The 16,593-nt window shown below is 41.6% G+C and carries 21 protein-coding genes; all 21 read left to right on the top strand.

Features of this window, described 5'->3' with window-relative positions; all coding sequences use genetic code 11:
• Positions 1-145 precede the first annotated feature (145 nt).
• Complete coding sequence (locus STRMA_RS05940; RefSeq protein ID WP_003079102.1) at positions 146-763, top strand: hypothetical protein; 618 nt, start codon at positions 146-148, stop codon at positions 761-763.
• 105 nt (positions 764-868) lie between these two features.
• Positions 869-1,396: a YqeG family HAD IIIA-type phosphatase gene (locus STRMA_RS05935; protein ID WP_003081113.1), complete on the top strand. Its 528-nt coding sequence runs from the start codon at positions 869-871 to the stop codon at positions 1,394-1,396.
• On the top strand, positions 1,397-2,503 hold the full coding sequence (gene yqeH, locus STRMA_RS05930) for a ribosome biogenesis GTPase YqeH (RefSeq protein ID WP_003078771.1): 1,107 nt from the start codon (positions 1,397-1,399) through the stop codon (positions 2,501-2,503).
• 99 nt (positions 2,504-2,602) lie between these two features.
• Complete coding sequence (gene yhbY, locus STRMA_RS05925) at positions 2,603-2,911, top strand: ribosome assembly RNA-binding protein YhbY (RefSeq protein ID WP_003080110.1); 309 nt, start codon at positions 2,603-2,605, stop codon at positions 2,909-2,911.
• Positions 2,912-2,994: 83 nt separating this feature from the next.
• Positions 2,995-3,627 carry a nicotinate-nucleotide adenylyltransferase gene (locus STRMA_RS05920; RefSeq protein WP_003082421.1) on the top strand — a complete coding sequence of 211 codons (633 nt, stop codon included), beginning with the start codon at positions 2,995-2,997 and terminating at the stop codon, positions 3,625-3,627.
• Positions 3,624-4,217 carry a bis(5'-nucleosyl)-tetraphosphatase (symmetrical) YqeK gene (gene yqeK, locus STRMA_RS05915; RefSeq protein WP_003079481.1) on the top strand — a complete coding sequence of 198 codons (594 nt, stop codon included), beginning with the start codon at positions 3,624-3,626 and terminating at the stop codon, positions 4,215-4,217. The genes STRMA_RS05920 and yqeK overlap by 4 nt, the downstream gene beginning before the upstream one ends.
• Positions 4,218-4,571, top strand: a complete 354-nt coding sequence (gene rsfS, locus STRMA_RS05910) for a ribosome silencing factor (RefSeq protein WP_003082168.1) — start codon at positions 4,218-4,220, stop codon at positions 4,569-4,571. It begins immediately after the preceding gene.
• A gap of 433 nt (positions 4,572-5,004) precedes the next feature.
• The gene (locus STRMA_RS05905; protein WP_003080874.1) at positions 5,005-5,739 is read left to right on the top strand and encodes a class I SAM-dependent DNA methyltransferase; all 735 of its coding nucleotides are present in this window, start codon (positions 5,005-5,007) and stop codon (positions 5,737-5,739) included.
• Positions 5,740-5,977: 238 nt separating this feature from the next.
• Positions 5,978-6,655: a hypothetical protein gene (locus tag STRMA_RS05900; RefSeq protein ID WP_003079709.1), complete on the top strand. Its 678-nt coding sequence runs from the start codon at positions 5,978-5,980 to the stop codon at positions 6,653-6,655.
• A gap of 20 nt (positions 6,656-6,675) precedes the next feature.
• Positions 6,676-7,110, top strand: coding sequence for an alpha/beta hydrolase family protein (locus STRMA_RS05895; protein WP_003081681.1), 435 nt, complete (start codon positions 6,676-6,678; stop codon positions 7,108-7,110).
• A 54-nt stretch (positions 7,111-7,164) separates the two neighbouring features.
• Positions 7,165-7,824 carry a hypothetical protein gene (locus tag STRMA_RS05890; RefSeq protein ID WP_003081609.1) on the top strand — a complete coding sequence of 220 codons (660 nt, stop codon included), beginning with the start codon at positions 7,165-7,167 and terminating at the stop codon, positions 7,822-7,824.
• A gap of 17 nt (positions 7,825-7,841) precedes the next feature.
• A complete protein-coding gene (locus STRMA_RS05885) occupies positions 7,842-9,116 on the top strand; it encodes an alpha/beta hydrolase family protein (RefSeq protein ID WP_003079981.1) in 1,275 nt (424 codons plus the stop codon).
• The gene (locus STRMA_RS05880; protein WP_003081800.1) at positions 9,106-9,549 is read left to right on the top strand and encodes a hypothetical protein; all 444 of its coding nucleotides are present in this window, start codon (positions 9,106-9,108) and stop codon (positions 9,547-9,549) included. The genes STRMA_RS05885 and STRMA_RS05880 overlap by 11 nt, the downstream gene beginning before the upstream one ends.
• A complete protein-coding gene (locus STRMA_RS05875) occupies positions 9,550-9,903 on the top strand; it encodes a hypothetical protein (RefSeq protein WP_003079993.1) in 354 nt (117 codons plus the stop codon).
• Between the two features lie 180 nt (positions 9,904-10,083).
• Positions 10,084-11,172 (top strand): nucleotidyltransferase, encoded by a 1,089-nt coding sequence (locus STRMA_RS05870; RefSeq protein ID WP_003078793.1) that lies wholly within the window; start codon positions 10,084-10,086, stop codon positions 11,170-11,172.
• Between the two features lie 304 nt (positions 11,173-11,476).
• Complete coding sequence (locus tag STRMA_RS05865) at positions 11,477-12,193, top strand: YebC/PmpR family DNA-binding transcriptional regulator (protein WP_003080032.1); 717 nt, start codon at positions 11,477-11,479, stop codon at positions 12,191-12,193.
• Between the two features lie 355 nt (positions 12,194-12,548).
• The gene (locus STRMA_RS05860) at positions 12,549-12,893 is read left to right on the top strand and encodes a thioredoxin domain-containing protein (RefSeq protein WP_003082460.1); all 345 of its coding nucleotides are present in this window, start codon (positions 12,549-12,551) and stop codon (positions 12,891-12,893) included.
• A 242-nt stretch (positions 12,894-13,135) separates the two neighbouring features.
• Positions 13,136-13,567, top strand: a complete 432-nt coding sequence (yajC, locus tag STRMA_RS05855; RefSeq protein WP_003079719.1) for a preprotein translocase subunit YajC — start codon at positions 13,136-13,138, stop codon at positions 13,565-13,567.
• Between the two features lie 169 nt (positions 13,568-13,736).
• The gene (locus STRMA_RS05850; RefSeq protein ID WP_003081777.1) at positions 13,737-14,492 is read left to right on the top strand and encodes an isoprenyl transferase; all 756 of its coding nucleotides are present in this window, start codon (positions 13,737-13,739) and stop codon (positions 14,490-14,492) included.
• A gap of 18 nt (positions 14,493-14,510) precedes the next feature.
• Positions 14,511-15,305 (top strand): phosphatidate cytidylyltransferase, encoded by a 795-nt coding sequence (locus STRMA_RS05845; protein ID WP_003080332.1) that lies wholly within the window; start codon positions 14,511-14,513, stop codon positions 15,303-15,305.
• A 15-nt stretch (positions 15,306-15,320) separates the two neighbouring features.
• Positions 15,321-16,580: an RIP metalloprotease RseP gene (rseP, locus tag STRMA_RS05840; protein ID WP_003082170.1), complete on the top strand. Its 1,260-nt coding sequence runs from the start codon at positions 15,321-15,323 to the stop codon at positions 16,578-16,580.
• The last annotated feature ends 13 nt before the right edge of the window (positions 16,581-16,593 follow it).

The raw sequence follows: 16,593 nt of genomic DNA, 5'->3' as shown, positions 1-16,593 counted from the left end.
ATGAAACGTGGAGAATCATATGAAAAAAAGATACTTATGGATCATATCAGCAGTACTTATCATCTTATTAGCTTTCTTGAATCCTTATTTAGCGGGAATTCTTGCTGTTGCCTGTGTTTGGCTTTTAAAAGATTAGGAGGGTAAGATGAAGCTGTTAAAGAAACTTTTTGGCTATAAAATTTATATTTGGTTTGTTCTATTGCTTGCCTTAGTAGGCATTATTTTTTACTGGCACGGGAGCTATCACAGAAACAGTAAGCTTGCTGAAAGTTCTCAGACTTATTCGATGGTGAAATATATTGAAGAACGAAATGAGACTGTTTTTCTTAATGTTGGTATTGAAAAAGTAGACACAGCTTTTAATGTCAAAAAGATATTTGGGCTCACCATTCCTTATTCTCGAAAAAAGGCCATCCTTATCTTAAATTATGCTGCAAAATTAGGCATTAAAAAAGCTGTTTCTATCCATAAAACAAAAGAAAATAATTTTAAAATTAAAATTCCTAAGTTTGAAGTGATCGGTATTGAACTGGACAGTCGGCATCCCTACAAACTGTATAATAAAAGCGGAGAGCTATTAAGCAATGCCACAGAAGAAATAGATACAGGTAAAGTAGTGAGCGCCTCGCTAACAAATAAAGAACAGAAAAAATATTTAAAACAGTATTCTGATATGATAAAAAAATCGGCTGAAAATTATTATAAACTTCTGTTTAAATCTGTTTATCCTGATGCTAAGCTGACCTTTATTTACGACAATTAAAAATTGAAGCCCTAGCTGTTTTTACTGACAGCAGGGCTTTTTCCTTCTCGCCTTATTCTTTATTTTATGATAGAATAAAGGGTAATATCTTATTTGGAGAACTATGTGACTATTGAAGATTATCGACCCGATTTTGTCGTGGAAGCCGTTTATGATTTGACACCTGACAGTCTGCGAAAGTATGGGATTAAAGCTGTTCTGGTTGATTTGGATAATACCTTGATAGCTTGGAATCATCCAGATGGAACACCTGAGCTTAGGGACTGGCTGGATAGTATGACTGAGGCGGATATGCCTGTGGTGGTTGTTTCTAATAATAAATATGCGCGTGTTAAGCGGGCTGTTGAAAAGTTTCATGTGGATTTTGTCAGCCGTGCCATGAAACCTTTTGCGCGTGGGATTAATATAGCTGTTAACCGTTATGGTTTTTCAAAAGAGGAAGTCGTTATGGTGGGAGACCAGCTAATGACAGATATTCGAGCAGCTCATCGTGCAGGTATTCGAAGCATTTTAGTTAAGCCTCTGGTTACATCAGATGCTTGGAATACCAAGTTTAACCGTGCAAGGGAGCGGCGTGTTTGGAAAAAACTAGAAGACAAATATGGGACCCTTGACTATAAAAAGGAAATTTAAGTGGAAAAATTATTTTGTATTGGCTGCGGTGCATGCCTTCAAACAACAGCCCCAGATCAAGCTGGCTATACGCCAAAATCAGCTTTGGAAAAAGGTCTTGAAAGCGGTGAATTATACTGTCAGCGCTGTTTCAGGCTGCGTCATTATAATGACATCATGGATGTGCATCTCTCAGATGATGACTTTTTGAAGATTCTTCATGAAGTAGGCGACAGCAATGCCCTTGTTGTCAATGTTGTTGATATTTTTGATTTTAACGGGTCAGTTATTCCTGGTCTGCAGCGCTTTATTTCTGGCAATGACCTTCTTTTAGTGGGGAATAAATCGGATATTTTACCTCGATCGGTCAAGACAAGTAAAGTAAGGCAGTGGCTGACCGAACGTGCTCACGAAGAAGGGCTGCATCCTCTTGATGTGATGCTGACCAGTGCGCAGAATAAGCAGGCTATTAAGGATCTTATAGCGGCTATTGAGACCTTTCGTCAGGGGCGGGATGTCTATGTGGTCGGTGTTACCAATGTGGGTAAATCAACGCTTATCAATGCTATGATTCAAGAGCTTACAGGAGATAAGGATGTTATCACCGCTTCGCGGTTCCCAGGAACAACATTGGATAAAATAGAAATCCCATTGGATGACGGCTCTTATATCTTTGATACACCGGGGATTATTCACCGCCATCAAATGGCTCACTATTTATCTGCTAAAGATCTGAAATATATTAACCCTAAAAAAGAACTAAAGCCCAAGACTTATCAGCTAAATGCGGAACAGACGCTCTTTTTAGGCGGCTTAGCCCGTTTTGATTTTATAGAGGGTGAGAGGCAGGGCTTCACCGCTTATTTTGATAATAATCTCAAATTACACAGGACTAAGCTGGCTTTTGCAGATGCTTTCTATGACAAGCATGTCGGCAGTCTTTTGACACCGCCGGATAAGAAAGAAGTCGCAGCTTTTCCTCAATTGGTCAGACACGAATTGAGAATAGAAGAAAAAACAGACCTTGTTTTTTCAGGTTTAGGCTGGATTTGTGCCAAGGGGCCGGCGCGGCTTGCTGCCTGGGCACCAAAAGGAGTGGCTGTTGTGACTAGAAAAGCTTTGATTTGATCATGATTTTTCAGTATTTCTGCTGCTGATAAGGTTAAGTTTGTCATTCTAAGAACTGCAGACCTACTCTGCTATTTTATAAAAAAGGAAAAAAAGAATATGCTTACAAGTAAACAGCGTGCTTTTTTAAAATCAGAAGCACATAGCCTTAAGCCCATTATTCAAATCGGAAAAAATGGGCTTAATGACCCAATCAAAACCAGTATCAGAAAGGCCTTGGATGCGCGTGAATTAATCAAGGTGACTCTTTTGCAGAATACAGATGAAAATCTTGCTGATGTTGCTGCCGTGCTGGAGGAGGAAATAGGCCTTGAGACGGTTCTTAAAATCGGACGGATTTTAATTCTCTACAAGGAGTCCAGCCGCAAGGAAAATCGGAAACTTTCGATCAAAGTAAAGGCAGTTTAAAAGACTCAGACTAACTGTAACAGGTTATTTAGACGTATTGGCTTGAGTTGATAAATATAAGTCCTGAAAATTTGGAGGCAGCAATGGCTTTAGAGCTCTTAACACCATTTACAAAAGTTGAATTAGACACTGAGACAAAGGATACAAATCGTAAACAAATCGGTATTTTAGGCGGTAATTTTAACCCTATCCATAATGCTCATTTGCTTGTGGCCGATCAGGTGCGGCAGCAATTGGGCCTGGATAAGGTTTTGCTCATGCCAGAATACAAGCCGCCGCATGCGGATAAAAAAACGACTATTGATGAAAAACATCGCCTGAAGATGTTAGAATTAGCTATTAATGACATTGAAGGACTGGATATTGAAACCCTTGAGCTAAAGCGCAAAGGCATCTCCTATACCTACGATACGATGAAGGATCTGGTTGGGCAAAATCCTGATGTTGATTATTATTTCATCATTGGTGCTGATATGGTGGATTATCTGCCTAAATGGCATAAGATTGACAAATTGATTCAGATGGTGCAGTTTGTAGGTGTACAGCGTCCTAAATACAAAGCCGGAACGTCTTATCCAGTCATTTGGGTCGATGTTCCGCTGATGGATATCTCATCCAGCATGATTAGAGATTTTATCCGTAAGAATAGAAAACCGCATTTTCTCTTGCCAAAACCAGTTCTTGATTATATTGAGAAAGAAGGACTTTATCAATGACCTATGAAACTTATCTTGCCATGACGCGGGAGCAATTGCTTGAAAAAATCAAAGAGAAAGTTTCTCAAAAGCGGCTAAGGCACATGATTGGTGTCGAAAAGGCTAGTATCTATCTAGCTGAGATCAATCATTATGACACTGAAAAAGCTGGTTTAGCAGGCCTTTTGCATGATTATGCTAAAAAATTGCCAGATCAAGCCTTTTTGGAGCTGATTGACAAGTATGGTCTTGATCCGCAGTTAAAAAAATGGGGCAATAATATCTGGCATGGTATGGTCGGTATTTATAAAATTCAAGAGGATCTAGGTCTGCAGGATCAGGAAATCTTGCACGCTATTGAGATCCATACCGTGGGCTCACATCAGATGTCAACCTTGGATAAGATCGTTTATGTCGCTGATTATATTGAATGCAACCGTGACTTTCCAGGAGTGGATAAAGCCCGTGCTATTGCAGAGAAATCATTGGATAGAGCTGTCGCTTATGAGACAGCCAGAACGGTTGCTTTTTTGGCCAGCAAGGGGCTGAAAATTTATCCGCAGACACTGGAAACCTATAATGCTTATGTGGATTTTTTAAGAGAGGATTAAATGAAGGAAAAAGAATTACTGGAATTAATCGTGAAAGCTGCTGATGAAAAGCGTGCTGAAGATATTGTGGTGATGGATTTGCAGGGACTGACGGCTCTGACAGATTACTTTGTCATCATGCATGCCATAAATAGCCGTCAGCTAGAAGCTATTGCTGAAAATATTCGGGAGAAAGTGCTTAAAACTAAGGGCAAGGCCAGCCATACTGAAGGCGATTCAAAAGGCGGCTGGGTGCTGCTTGACCTCAATGATGTTGTTGTGCATGTCTTTTTAGAAGATGAGCGCTACCATTACGATCTCGAAAAACTGTGGCATGAAGCACCGTTAGTAGACGTATCAGAATATTTAGCCTAAAAGACGGGAGTGGGACAGAAAAATCCATCATTTGAAGAATATGATTTTTCAGCAAGTCCTCGTTTCTGCTTGCTGACCTCAAACAGTCCTGTGGACTGTTTTGACTGTCACCTCCGCACAGTTGGTTAGGATAGCTTCTATCACTTGTACAGCAAGGGATAAGACTATCCTAACCATCACTTCGTCTTGCAGGTAAAACGACAAAAATGCATGGGGCTGGGGACTTTTGTTCCAGCCTCTTTGAAAATAAAGAGAAAGGATAGAAGGCAAGCAAAGCGAGCTTTACGCGATAGTTGCCCTTGTAAGGAAAAGCTAGTCATAGTAAAGGCCGTTGTTACCAGCGAGGGAAAGTAAAAGACTCAGCCTTTCGCTTTAGGAAGGCTGGCAAGCGTTTTGATCTCGCTGCTTAAAACCAACTATCAAAGATAGAAAGATGACAAATTACCAAAAATTCGCAGCTGTCTATGACAGTATCATGGACGACTCGCTTTATGATCAATGGACTAACTTTTCGCTCCGTCATTTTCCAAACGATAAAAAGACCCTCTTGGAGCTAGCTTGTGGGACAGGCATTCAGTCTGTCTGCTTCAGACAGGCAGGCTTTGAGGTGACAGGGCTGGATTTGAGCCATGATATGCTGGCTTTGGCTCGAAAGCGTGCCCAAGCAGCACAAGTGGCTATCCCTTTTGTGCAGGGCAATATGCAGGACTTGTCCCATCTGGGGCAGTTTGATTTGGTGGCCTGTTATTCGGACTCTCTTTGCTATATGGAAGACGAGCAAGCTGTCAGCGACGTTTTAGAGCAGGTTTACGCCCATCTAAACAGCGGCGGCATTTTCATTTTTGATGTGCACTCCACTTATCAAACGGATAAGGTTTTTCCCGGCTACGCCTACCATGAAAATGCAGAAGACTTTGCTATGGTCTGGGATACTTATGCTGATGAGGCGCCCCATTCTATCGTCCATGAATTGACCTTTTTCATTCAGGATGAGGACGGGCGCTTTGAGCGCTTTGATGAGGTTCATGAAGAGCGTACCTATGACTTGCTGACTTATGATATCTTATTAGAGCAGGCCGGCTTTAAAAATGTCCAAGTCTATGCCGATTTTGAAGATAAAAAACCGACAAAAACAAGCAAGCGCTGGTTTTTTGTGGCGGAGAAATAAGGTTAAGAAAGCATAAAAAAGCAATCATGACAGTTACAGGTATTATTGCAAAATTCAATCTCTTGCTGGTCTAGGCTGCCGCTGTGGCAATGCCTATCAGTTATATTAATCATGATATTAGAGGAGTATCATGATAGGATTATAGCATATAGTCTTAAGAATCGGATTAAAACGAGTAATATATGTTATAATAGCTAAGTATAGTAACTTATGTATACGATGGTATAGGAGATTAGATATGAAATTAAAGAAATGGTTACCGCTGATAATACTAGCTGTACTGAAAGGACTTGTGACAATATCCGTACTAGGAGGACTTGGTTTAATTGTCTGCGGTTTAAGCAAAAATAGTCGCGAGTGGATTGAGAAAAATCGAGTAGCGGATATCTACAAGGTCTATCCCACTAAAAATCCAGAAGACTTGTTTAAGGTCTTTCCAGATGGGTTTGGCATCAGACAATCCTATACTGGTAAGAACGGAGTAACTTACGAGCTAAATGTGGAAGGCGATCCTGACACGAAAAAAATCAGTGGAGATCTCGTTAAAGATCCAATTGGTGAAAATAAAAAAGTCAGTGATGTCTCAGTTGAAGGGAAACACTATGTTTTCTCAGATTCTAACGCCAGAACTTACTGGCCTATTGATAGTTTCCTTTTTCAGCATTGGAGTCTTAATCAAGAATATGTCAATAATCTAAAAAATACTTATCATGGCTTTAACACTCAAAATGGTAGTTTCAGTCTGGAATACAAGCTATCTGATTCAGATATAAATAATTTTTTAAGTCTAAAGGATGAAGAAATAAAAAAATTTGAAATATCAGGTAGTGGTGAGGACTACTACGAAAGGATTTTATATTTTAAATTTACAAATAAAATAGAATTTTTTGAAACGATTGATAAATACAGCAAATAGGGTAGGAGAGAAATAAAATTATGGTTAAAGGAGTCAACAGTAATCAAGATACGGCTTATTTGTCAAGTATCACTTATGATGTAGAGAGAGCCATTGTAGAGAATAACATTGATCCTAGCACACAGTCAGGAAAAAAGGAGATTCAAAAGGCAATAGATAACAGTGATAAGGACATTCCTCCCCACCTCAACTACGTCGACAGCTTTCACGACGTCAGTACTGGAACCAGCGGGACAGCCTTTAAGGACACTGATACGGGTGAAATCATTCTCGCTTATACGGGGACCAACCCTAGGGGTGATATCGCGCAGGATGTTCTGACGGACGGCGCCAGTATCTTTGCTGGTCTAGGCTACCATTATGACAGTGCCTATCAGTTTTACGATAAAATGGCGGCCAAATACGGCTCGGCTAACTTAACGCTGACGGGACATTCTTTAAAACAGACACTCTAATATCAGTTGATTAGGAACCTTAATCCATTTATACTAGAGTGTAGGAGGTTGGAAATGAACTTAAAGAAACGATTCCTGTTTATCATCATATTAGGAGGTATTATTATGACGGGATTATCAGCATGCGGACTAAACAAAAACAGCCGGGAATGGATCGAAAAAAATCGGGTGTCGGATATCTACAAGGTCTATCCCACTAAAAATCCAGAGGATTTGTTTAAGGTCTTTCCAGATGGGTTTGACATTGTTCAACATTATACCACTCCTCAAGGAGTTTTGTATCAGCTAGAGTTAGAAGGAGATGCTAAGACTAAAGAAATCAAGGGACAATTTATAAAGGAACCTTATGCGGATGATAAAACACAAAAACTGTCAAATGTAGGTGTTCAAAACGGTCAAGTTGTTTTTTCTGATGAAACAGTTAAGAAGGACTGGCCTATAGATGGCTTCCTCTTTCAACATTTAACTCTGAATCAAGCTTACTGTGAGGGGTTAAAGGAAAAAAAACATACATATAATTCCAATAGTGGAGTTTTTGAAATTAATTACCAATTAAAAGATTCTAAAGTGAATAAACTACTAAAAAAAGAAGATCAAAGGATTACCGATTTTGAAATAACGGGTTCGGGGAAGAATTATCATATTAGAACTCTAACATTTACGTTTAATGATACTTCAGAATTTAGCGAATCAATAAACAAGCCTTATAATTAGAAAGGGAGATTTAAAAAATGAAAAAAGTTAAAGCAGTTAATAGCAATCAAGATACAGCTTATGCTTCGCAAGCTACTTATAAAGTAGAAACTATGAGAGTTAGTGATGATATTGATCCAAATAAGAATAAGAACTCTACTAATAACAAGTTACATGACCAAGGTTTACCCTCCAACCTCAACTACGTCGACAGCTTTCACGACGCCGCAATTGGGACTAGTGGGACAGCTTTCCGGGACAAAACGACTGGCGAAATTATCGTCGCTTATACGGGGACTAATTCTAAGGGAGATATCGCGCAGGATGTTCTGACGGATGGCGCCAGTATTTTTGCTGGTCTAGGCTACCATTATGACAGTGCCTATCAGTTTTACGATAAAATGGCGGCCAAATACGGTTCTGCTAACTTAACGCTGACGGGACATTCTTTAGGAGGCAATATAGCCCAGCGGGTAGCTCTTAAAAAGAATGCTCAAAATACCATTGTCTATAATGCAGCCCCGCTGTATGTCCCGACGTCTTCAGGGATTGTCGGGACTCTAACCCAAAATCCTGCCTTAGCTCTAGCAGTAGTGATTGGCAGCTCAGCTAATATGAATGCTATCATAGCTGATCAGAAGACCTTTACTGGGAAAGTAACGCGGTTTAGGACGGAAAGGGATCCGCTGACCAAGGCTTCCAAGGCTGTCGGAGGGGTCTATATTGGTGATGATTATGCTATTACCAATTCTGGCAGCCATTCGTTAGATGACATCATAGATGATCGTGAACAAATGAAACAGGTAGGAGCCGTTGTCGCCAAAGCCAAGCAAGATTCTGACCTAAAGGTTCAAAAAGCTCTCCATACCGTTGATGACCAGATGAAATCTGTCCAAAAGCTGAAGGGCAAATACTCTTCTGGAGGTCTAACGGGCTCTGAAAAAATCTTTCTGGATACAGAACAGGCTTCCGCTGTCAGTCGAGGGCTGACGACGGTTTCTCAGGAGGCAGTGACACAAGCAGCATCAGAAGGAGCGAAAACTCGTCAAAAGGCAGAGGAAATCTATGGCAAATTAGATGATGTTCCTTTCGGAATGGTTTTAAGTCCAGATGAAGTCAAAGCTGCTTATGAAGAAGCGGGCTGTACCTATGACAGTATTGTCGGCAAGATCGAAAGGCACTGCTCCGAAAAACAGAGAAAGTTTCAGGAATTGGCAAATAGCTTTAATCAGTTAGAAGGAAGCATTGCACAGACGATCGCTGCAATCGTGCAAACAGACAGTGAGATAGCAGGTATGATCAATGCAAAATAAGTGGGATGAAAAGTGGGATGAGGTCAGTGCTCAGCAAAGGCGGGAGCAGGAAATCCTTGAAGAGATGGAAGATAACTATCGTGCTAAACAGCGCTCTTTTGAAGAAAGATACAATCACTTGGAAGAGTACAGACAGCAGCTTCAATACGGGATTGATGAGCATTATGAGGAAACAATGGCGATGCTTCATCAGCATAGTGATAATCCTTATTTTGAAGAGGCTTATCAAGGTTTGGTTGATTTGACCGAAATGGCTATTCAAATGAATCAAGATGCGTTTTTTATGCATCAGCAAAAACTGATAGATGAAGAAGATGCGTTTGAGCAAAACTATAGAAAGAAGCACGAAGAACAAGAAGATAAAGTAGAAGCTCTGCGCTGGGAACTGATTAAGATTGATTTAGCAGAAAAAGAAGAAAGGGGAAGAAAATAGGTGGCTTGGTATAATAATTGGAATGATTTTAAAGCTGCTGTATCGGATGCTTATGATGATGTCAGCAGTGAAATCTCAGATGGTGTAGAAGGTGCTAGGGAAAACACGATAGCAGCTTTAAAGGCCTTGAATAAAGAGGCTATTAAATATGTTCATGCGCCAATTCGCAAGGGAGAGCGAGAGGATGCTAAACTTTTTTTCGATGAACATGTCAAACAGATTGCCAGTGAAAGCAAATCAAATTTAGAGGCTGTAGCAGGAAAAATGGACAGCAGTATCAAAGGTAAGTTATCGAAATCCATTCAGAAAAGTATGAAATCTAAGGCTTCTGGTTATGACAAGATCAGTGAGTAATCAAGATCATGTTAAAGCTATCTCCGATACCTTAGCAAGCTTTTTCTGAGTCCTATCAAAAAGGCTAATTTAATTGGTCATGAGCTCATTAACAATAAAATTAAGACAAAAGATAGAAAAGTCCAAAAAGAAGCGCGCTCTTTTTTGCTATAATAGCATAAAAAGGAACAGGAGCATATCATGACAGTTACAGGTATTATCGCAGAATTCAATCCCTTTCATAATGGGCATAAGTACTTACTGGAGCAGACGCAAGGGCTTAAGATCATTGCTATGTCAGGCAACTTTGTTCAGCGGGGGGAGCCTGCTATTATTGATAAGTGGACACGTGCTCAGATGGCATTAGCAAATGGTGCTGATCTTGTGCTTGAGCTTCCTTTTTTGGCGGCTGTTCAGTCGGCTGATTATTTTGCCAAGGGAGCCGTAGATATTTTGAGCAAAGCCGGTATCGATACTCTTGCTTTTGGCAGCGAGGAAGACCTTGACTATCAGCGCTTATCAGCGATTTATGAAGAAAAAAGCAAGGACATGAGCGGCTTTCTTGCGGCTCTGCCAAAAGACCTCAGCTATCCTCAGAAAAGCCAGCTCATGTGGAAAAAATTTGCAGGCGTCCGGTTCACAGGCCAAACGCCCAATCATATTTTAGGCTTGGCCTATGCTAAAGCTTGCGCGGGCTTTAGCATAAAACTGCAGCCCATTTTGCGTCAAGGGGCAGACTACCATTCTAAGGAGAAAGACCTGCTTTACGCTTCTGCTGCTAGCCTTCGCCACCATCGCAAGGACAGAGCCTTTCTCGCTAAGGCCATGCCCAATTCAAACTGGTTTCAGGCCAGTCCGCAGGTGACTTGGGCAGACTATTTTCACTTTCTTAACTACCAGATTGTGACCCAGCCAGACCTGACACAAGTCCTTCAAGTCAATGAAGAACTTGCCCGCCGAATCAAAAAAGCTATCCAGCAGGCGACAAGCCTTGACCAATTAGTGGAAGCTGTCGCTACTAAGCGCTATACCAAAGCGCGTGTGCGCCGCATCCTGACCTATATCTTAGTAGGTGCCTATGAAGAAACGGCCCTGCCAAGCGCTGTCCGTGTTCTTGGCTTCACCGAGAGCGGACGCAGGCACTTGGCTGCTGTCAAAAATAAGGTCCGCTTCATTTCCCGTATCGGCCAAAATCCTTGGGATAGCTTGAGCCAGCAAGCTGACCAGGTTTACCAGCTAGGCAATCCCAAAATCTCAGAGCAGACATGGGGGCGAGTCCCTATCCAATAAAAAAGAGGAGCTGACTCCTTTGCAATGGACATAGCTGATTTGTCATATAAGGAGCAAATCACAATAAACAAGGCTATGTGGAAGCTTAGCTCAGGACCGGCAGAACATTGAGGATCTGAGAAATGATGAGTGACAGCCTGCCAGTACTGAGAGCTTAGACGCAATCGTGATTTAGCAGCAAGCCTTTTGCCCTCCTGCTTTCTTTTACGCTTTTTGCAGGCTGAAAAAGAGAGGCAAACTGTGTTTGCAAGCGGCCTATCTTATGCTATAATAAGGAAGGATTGAAAAGATAAAGGAGAAAGTCATGGGACGTAAATGGGCAAATATCGTAGCTAAAAAAACAGCCAAAGATGGGGCAAACTCAAAAGTGTATGCCAAGTTTGGCGTTGAAATCTATGTCGCTGCTAAGCAGGGGGATCCAGATCCTGAGTCAAACTCAGCGCTGAAATTTGTACTGGAGCGTGCCAAGCAAGCACAAGTGCCAAAGCATGTCATTGACAAAGCTATCGATAAAGCTAAGGGCAATACAGATGAAACCTTTACAGAAGGCCGTTATGAAGGCTTTGGACCCAATGGCTCCATGCTTATCGTGGATACCTTGACGTCAAATGTTAACCGCACAGCAGCTAATATCCGTACGGCTTTTGGTAAAAACGGCGGCCATATGGGCTCAGCTGGTTCGGTTTCTTATCTGTTTGATAAGAAAGGTGTCATTGTTTTTGCAGGAGAAGATGCCGACGGTATCTTTGAACAGCTCCTTGAAGCTGATATTGATGTTGAAGATGTCGAAGCAGAAGAGGGCTCTCTAACCGTCTATACGGCTCCGACAGATCTGCACAAGGCACTTGAGGCTCTGCGGGCTAACGGCATCTCAGAATTTCAAGTGACAGAGCTGGAGATGATTCCCCAATCTGAGGTGACACTGGCAGAAGAAGACTTGCAAGTCTTTGAAAAGCTGGTGGATGCACTGGAAGACGACGAAGATGTCCAAAAAGTGTACCACAATGTTGATGGGCTTTAAGCTCTAAGGAGTGATAAGAAGCTAGATTTTGCGATAGCTCAGCTATCATAAGATCTAGCTTTTTTTGCTTTACAAGCCGCTTATTATACTCTTTGAAAATCCCTTCAAATTAGGTCAGCATCAGCTTGCTTCTGCCTTATACTCTTCGAAAATCAAAATGATACTTTGTCAGCTCATCTTGCCTAACTACAGTTATGCCTGCGACTCGCTTTCGCGTCTAATTTTGATTTTCATTGAGTATTAGCACAGCTTGCGGCTAGCTTTCTCCTTTGCTTTTTGATTTTCATTGCCTATTAATTGAAAAAAAGCCTGAAATCATCTAAGATAGTAGTAGCAAAAAATTTGGAGGAAAGATATGCTATCATTTGAAGAAGCCATTCAAGACTTTAAGCCAATCACTGCTCAGGCCGCCCAAGACCGGATAAACAGCGGTGAAAAGTTTGTCCTTTTTATCGGACGCTCAACCTGCCCTTTTTGCCAGCGCTTTGCTCCTAAACTGAGCCGTGCAGCTAAGGCAAAAGGAGAGCCTGTCGCCTTTTTAAACAGTGAGGATCAAGCGGACCTGCCTGCTATTAACCAGCTTCGTAAAAGCTACTCAGTCAAGACGGTGCCAGGACTTTTAGTGGCTCAAGCTGGCCAGGTCAAGCTGGTGTGTGACTCTTCACTGTCAGAAGAAGCGATTGCGGCTTTTATCGCTTAGGCTAAAAGGCTAAAAAAGCACAGCTCCTTTGCGGAAAGCCTCAGTCAGCCATCAGCTGGGCAAGAGCGGGACTGCAAAAGGCTTGTTGCTCATTCAAAACAGAAGTCCTATCTAAAAAGATAAGCAAGCAGACAAAAAGTGAGCACTAGGGGCTCCTTTTATCTTTCTAGGCCTGCTGACTTGCCCTTAAGGCTTAATTTTGGTATAGTATGTGATGACTTATTTATAAAGAGGAGAATATTATGTCTTATACTACTATTGTTATGTTGATCATCCTGATAGGTGCTATCTTTTTTATGCAGCGTTCCCAAAGAAAGCAGGCTCAGGAGCGTCAAAATCAGCTCAATGCGATTGCTAAAGGAGATGAGGTCATTACCATTGGCGGTCTGTATGCGACGGTTGATGAAGTGGATGCACAGGAGCAAAAGCTTGTACTTGATGTTGACGGTGTTTACCTGCCTTTTGAGATGACCGCTATAAAAAGAGTTGTGCAAAAAGCAGGCCAAACAGCAGAAGAAGAAAGAGCTCAGGATCAAGAAAGCAGCCAGGCGATTGAGACTTCACAAGCCAGTCAAGAGCCAGAAAATGAGGAAGCTGAGCAGCTTTCTGAATCCGCTGAATCTGACAAAGAGCCGGCAGATTCTGCTGACAAAGACGCTGCTGCTGAAGAATAAGGAAAATGTCCAGTCTTTCATGAGGCTGTCAGTTAATCGCTCGGCTGAATGTCCGGCTTTTAGCAGTCAGTACAGAAAAGGCTGGGCCTTTTAAGTCTTCATTAAAAGCTATTCACAAAGTGGAAATTATGGTAAAATGTAAAAATAGTATCTTTTTTAAGGAAAAAGCATGTTTACATTTAAAAGTAAAAGAAAAAAAGAAGTAAAAAAACTGGCTAAGATTCCCAGCCACATTGCTATTATTATGGATGGCAATGGCCGCTGGGCCAAAAAAAGAATGAAGCCTAGGGTTTTTGGCCATAAGGCCGGCATGGATGCCTTGCAGGATGTGACGATAGGGGCGTCAGATCTAGGCGTTAAAGTGCTTACGGTCTATGCTTTTTCAACGGAAAACTGGACCCGTCCTAAGGATGAGGTGGCCTTTATTATGCGGCTGCCGGTTGAGTTTTTTGAAAAATATGTTCCAGAGCTTCATAAAAACAATGTCCGCATCACCGTTATCGGTGAGCGAGAAAAGCTTCCGGCACCGACATTAGAGGCTTTAGAGCGTGCTATGGACTTGACCAAGCATAACTCAGGGCTTATCTTAAACTTTGCTTTAAACTATGGCGGACGAGCAGAGATTACACAAGCTGTAAAACTAATCGCCCAGGATGTCTTAGATGCTCGTTTTAATCCTGGAGATATTACAGAGGATTTGCTGGCTAATTATCTAATGACCCATCAGCTGCCTTATCTTTACCGAGATCCAGATTTGATTATCAGGACAAGCGGTGAAAAGCGGCTGAGCAATTTTCTGCCCTGGCAGGCCGCTTACAGTGAGTTCTACTTTACAGACACACTCTGGCCTGATTTTGACAGGGAAGCTCTGCGTCTTGCTGTTGAAGAATTTAATCGTCGCAACCGTCGCTTTGGCGGTGTTTAGAAAGAGGAGTCGTTTACTATGCAGAAACGCGTTATTTTTGGAGGGGTAGCCTTGGCTGTTTTTCTGCCTTTCTTATTTTTAGGCGGAATTTTTTTCCAGCTTTTTGCTGCTGTTTTGGCGGCTATAGGTGTCATGGAACTGTTAAAAATGAAGGGTTTGGAAATCTTTTCATTTGAAGGTATTTTAGCTATGTTAGCGGCCTTTGTCCTGACCATTCCTTTAGGCAGCTATTTAACATTTTTGCCTATGGACAGCAGTTTTAGCGCTTTTAGTATTGTTATCTTTTTCATTTTGTCTGGAACGGTTTTAAATATGGGGAGCTATTCTTTTGAAGATGCGGCCTTTCCCATTGCTTCCAGTTTATATGTGGGGATAGGTTTTCAAAACTTGGTTAACGCTCGTATTGCAGGGCTTGATAAGGTTTTCTTAGCGCTTTTTATTGTTTGGGCTACAGATATCGGAGCCTACATGATTGGCCGTCAATTTGGCCAAAGAAAGCTGATGCCGTCTGTATCGCCTAATAAAACGATTGAAGGAAGTCTTGGCGGGATCTTATCAGCAGTCGTTGTGGCTTTTATTTTTATGTTAGCAGACAGGACTGTTTATGCTCCTTATCCTTTTCTTGTCATGCTCCTGCTGGTCGCTGTCTTTAGTATTTTTGCCCAATTTGGCGACTTGGTAGAGAGTGCTGTGAAACGTTTTTACGGAGTGAAAGATTCTGGAAAATTAATTCCAGGACATGGTGGTATTTTGGATCGTTTTGACAGTATGATCTTTGTTTTTCCCATCATGCACTTCTTTGGATTGTTCTAAGGGGAGATTGTCTTTATGTCAGGAATAATAACCTTCATCATTATTTTTGGGATCTTAGTTCTTGTTCATGAATATGGACATTTCTATTTTGCTAAAAAATCAGGTATTTTGGTTCGTGAGTTTGCTATCGGGATGGGGCCTAAGGTCTTTGCCCATCAGGGAAAAGACGGGACTGCTTATACCATTAGAATCCTTCCTTTAGGCGGCTATGTCCGTATGGCCGGCTGGGGGGAAGACAGCACTGAGATTAAGACAGGGAGCCCTGCGGCATTGACCTTAAATGATCAAGGGCTTGTCACGCGCATCAATCTATCTGACAAGCAGCAGGATCAAACGAGCCTGCCTATCTATGTTACGGCCTATGATCTGGAAGATAAGCTTGAGATTACTGGCCGTGTGCTTGATGAGACGAAAACCTATAAAGTAGACCATGATGCTACTATCATTGAAGAAGACGGCACAGAGATCCGCATTGCTCCCCTTGATGTCCAATACCAAAAAGCCAGTATCAAAGGCCGTTTAATCACGAATTTTGCAGGCCCTATGAATAACTTCATTTTGGGGATTCTGGTCTTTATGCTGCTTGTTTTTATCCAAGGGGGAGTTCCCAATGAAGCCAGCAATCAAGTCCGTATTTCTCCGCAATCTGCTGTTGAAAAGGCGGGTTTTCAAGATAATGACCGTATCTTAAAAATTGAAAATGAAAAAGTTAAAGACTGGGCGACACTGACAGATGCTGTCCATAAAGCCACAGCAAATTTGAAAGCCAATGAAAAAATTAAGATTAGGGCTAAAACCAAGCATGGGCTTAAAACCTTTAATGTCCGTCCTAAGAAAGTAAAGGGCAGGTATACTATAGGTGTTATGCCGGCTTTGAAAACAGGCCTTACAGATAAGGTAGCCGGAGCTTTCAAACTGTCTTGGGACAGTGCTTTTAGGATTTTGAATGCCTTAAAAAATCTTATTTTGCATCCTAATCTTAATAAATTAGGAGGGCCTGTAGCGATTTATCAAATGAGCAGTACAGCAGCTAAAGAAGGGATCATTCAGGTCTTGGAATTAATGGCTCTGCTTTCGATTAATCTAGGAATTTTTAATTTGATTCCTATACCTGCTCTAGATGGCGGTAAGATTTTAATCAATCTGATTGAAGCCGTCAGAAAGAAACCTCTTCGTCAGGAAACAGAGACCTATGTTACACTTGCAGGTGTCTTGGTGATGGTTGCGCTTATGATAGCGGTAACCTGGAATGACATCATGCGAACATTCTTTTGATTGAATGAAATGG

The sequence above is a fragment of the Streptococcus macacae NCTC 11558 genome, assembly GCF_000187995.2.
GTDB classification, from domain to species: Bacteria; Bacillota; Bacilli; order Lactobacillales; family Streptococcaceae; genus Streptococcus; species Streptococcus macacae.
Note: the sequence above shows the minus strand (reverse complement) of the source record. Positions and strands in the feature narration are given on the sequence as shown.

Excerpts from the sequence above, each read along its gene's own strand:
- STRMA_RS05940 (WP_003079102.1), top strand. The coding sequence starts at position 146 with ATGAAGCTGTTAAAGAAACTTTTTGGCTATAAAATTTATATTTGGTTT.
- yhbY (WP_003080110.1), top strand. The coding sequence starts at position 2,603 with ATGCTTACAAGTAAACAGCGTGCTTTTTTAAAATCAGAAGCACATAGC.
- STRMA_RS05920 (WP_003082421.1), top strand. The coding sequence starts at position 2,995 with ATGGCTTTAGAGCTCTTAACACCATTTACAAAAGTTGAATTAGACACT.
- yqeK (WP_003079481.1), top strand. The coding sequence starts at position 3,624 with ATGACCTATGAAACTTATCTTGCCATGACGCGGGAGCAATTGCTTGAA.
- rsfS (WP_003082168.1), top strand. The coding sequence starts at position 4,218 with ATGAAGGAAAAAGAATTACTGGAATTAATCGTGAAAGCTGCTGATGAA.
- STRMA_RS05905 (WP_003080874.1), top strand. The coding sequence starts at position 5,005 with ATGACAAATTACCAAAAATTCGCAGCTGTCTATGACAGTATCATGGAC.
- STRMA_RS05900 (WP_003079709.1), top strand. The coding sequence starts at position 5,978 with ATGAAATTAAAGAAATGGTTACCGCTGATAATACTAGCTGTACTGAAA.
- STRMA_RS05895 (WP_003081681.1), top strand. The coding sequence starts at position 6,676 with ATGGTTAAAGGAGTCAACAGTAATCAAGATACGGCTTATTTGTCAAGT.
- STRMA_RS05890 (WP_003081609.1), top strand. The coding sequence starts at position 7,165 with ATGAACTTAAAGAAACGATTCCTGTTTATCATCATATTAGGAGGTATT.
- STRMA_RS05885 (WP_003079981.1), top strand. The coding sequence starts at position 7,842 with ATGAAAAAAGTTAAAGCAGTTAATAGCAATCAAGATACAGCTTATGCT.
- STRMA_RS05880 (WP_003081800.1), top strand. The coding sequence starts at position 9,106 with ATGCAAAATAAGTGGGATGAAAAGTGGGATGAGGTCAGTGCTCAGCAA.
- STRMA_RS05870 (WP_003078793.1), top strand. The coding sequence starts at position 10,084 with ATGACAGTTACAGGTATTATCGCAGAATTCAATCCCTTTCATAATGGG.
- STRMA_RS05865 (WP_003080032.1), top strand. The coding sequence starts at position 11,477 with ATGGGACGTAAATGGGCAAATATCGTAGCTAAAAAAACAGCCAAAGAT.
- STRMA_RS05860 (WP_003082460.1), top strand. The coding sequence starts at position 12,549 with ATGCTATCATTTGAAGAAGCCATTCAAGACTTTAAGCCAATCACTGCT.
- yajC (WP_003079719.1), top strand. The coding sequence starts at position 13,136 with ATGTCTTATACTACTATTGTTATGTTGATCATCCTGATAGGTGCTATC.
- STRMA_RS05850 (WP_003081777.1), top strand. The coding sequence starts at position 13,737 with ATGTTTACATTTAAAAGTAAAAGAAAAAAAGAAGTAAAAAAACTGGCT.
- STRMA_RS05845 (WP_003080332.1), top strand. The coding sequence starts at position 14,511 with ATGCAGAAACGCGTTATTTTTGGAGGGGTAGCCTTGGCTGTTTTTCTG.
- rseP (WP_003082170.1), top strand. The coding sequence starts at position 15,321 with ATGTCAGGAATAATAACCTTCATCATTATTTTTGGGATCTTAGTTCTT.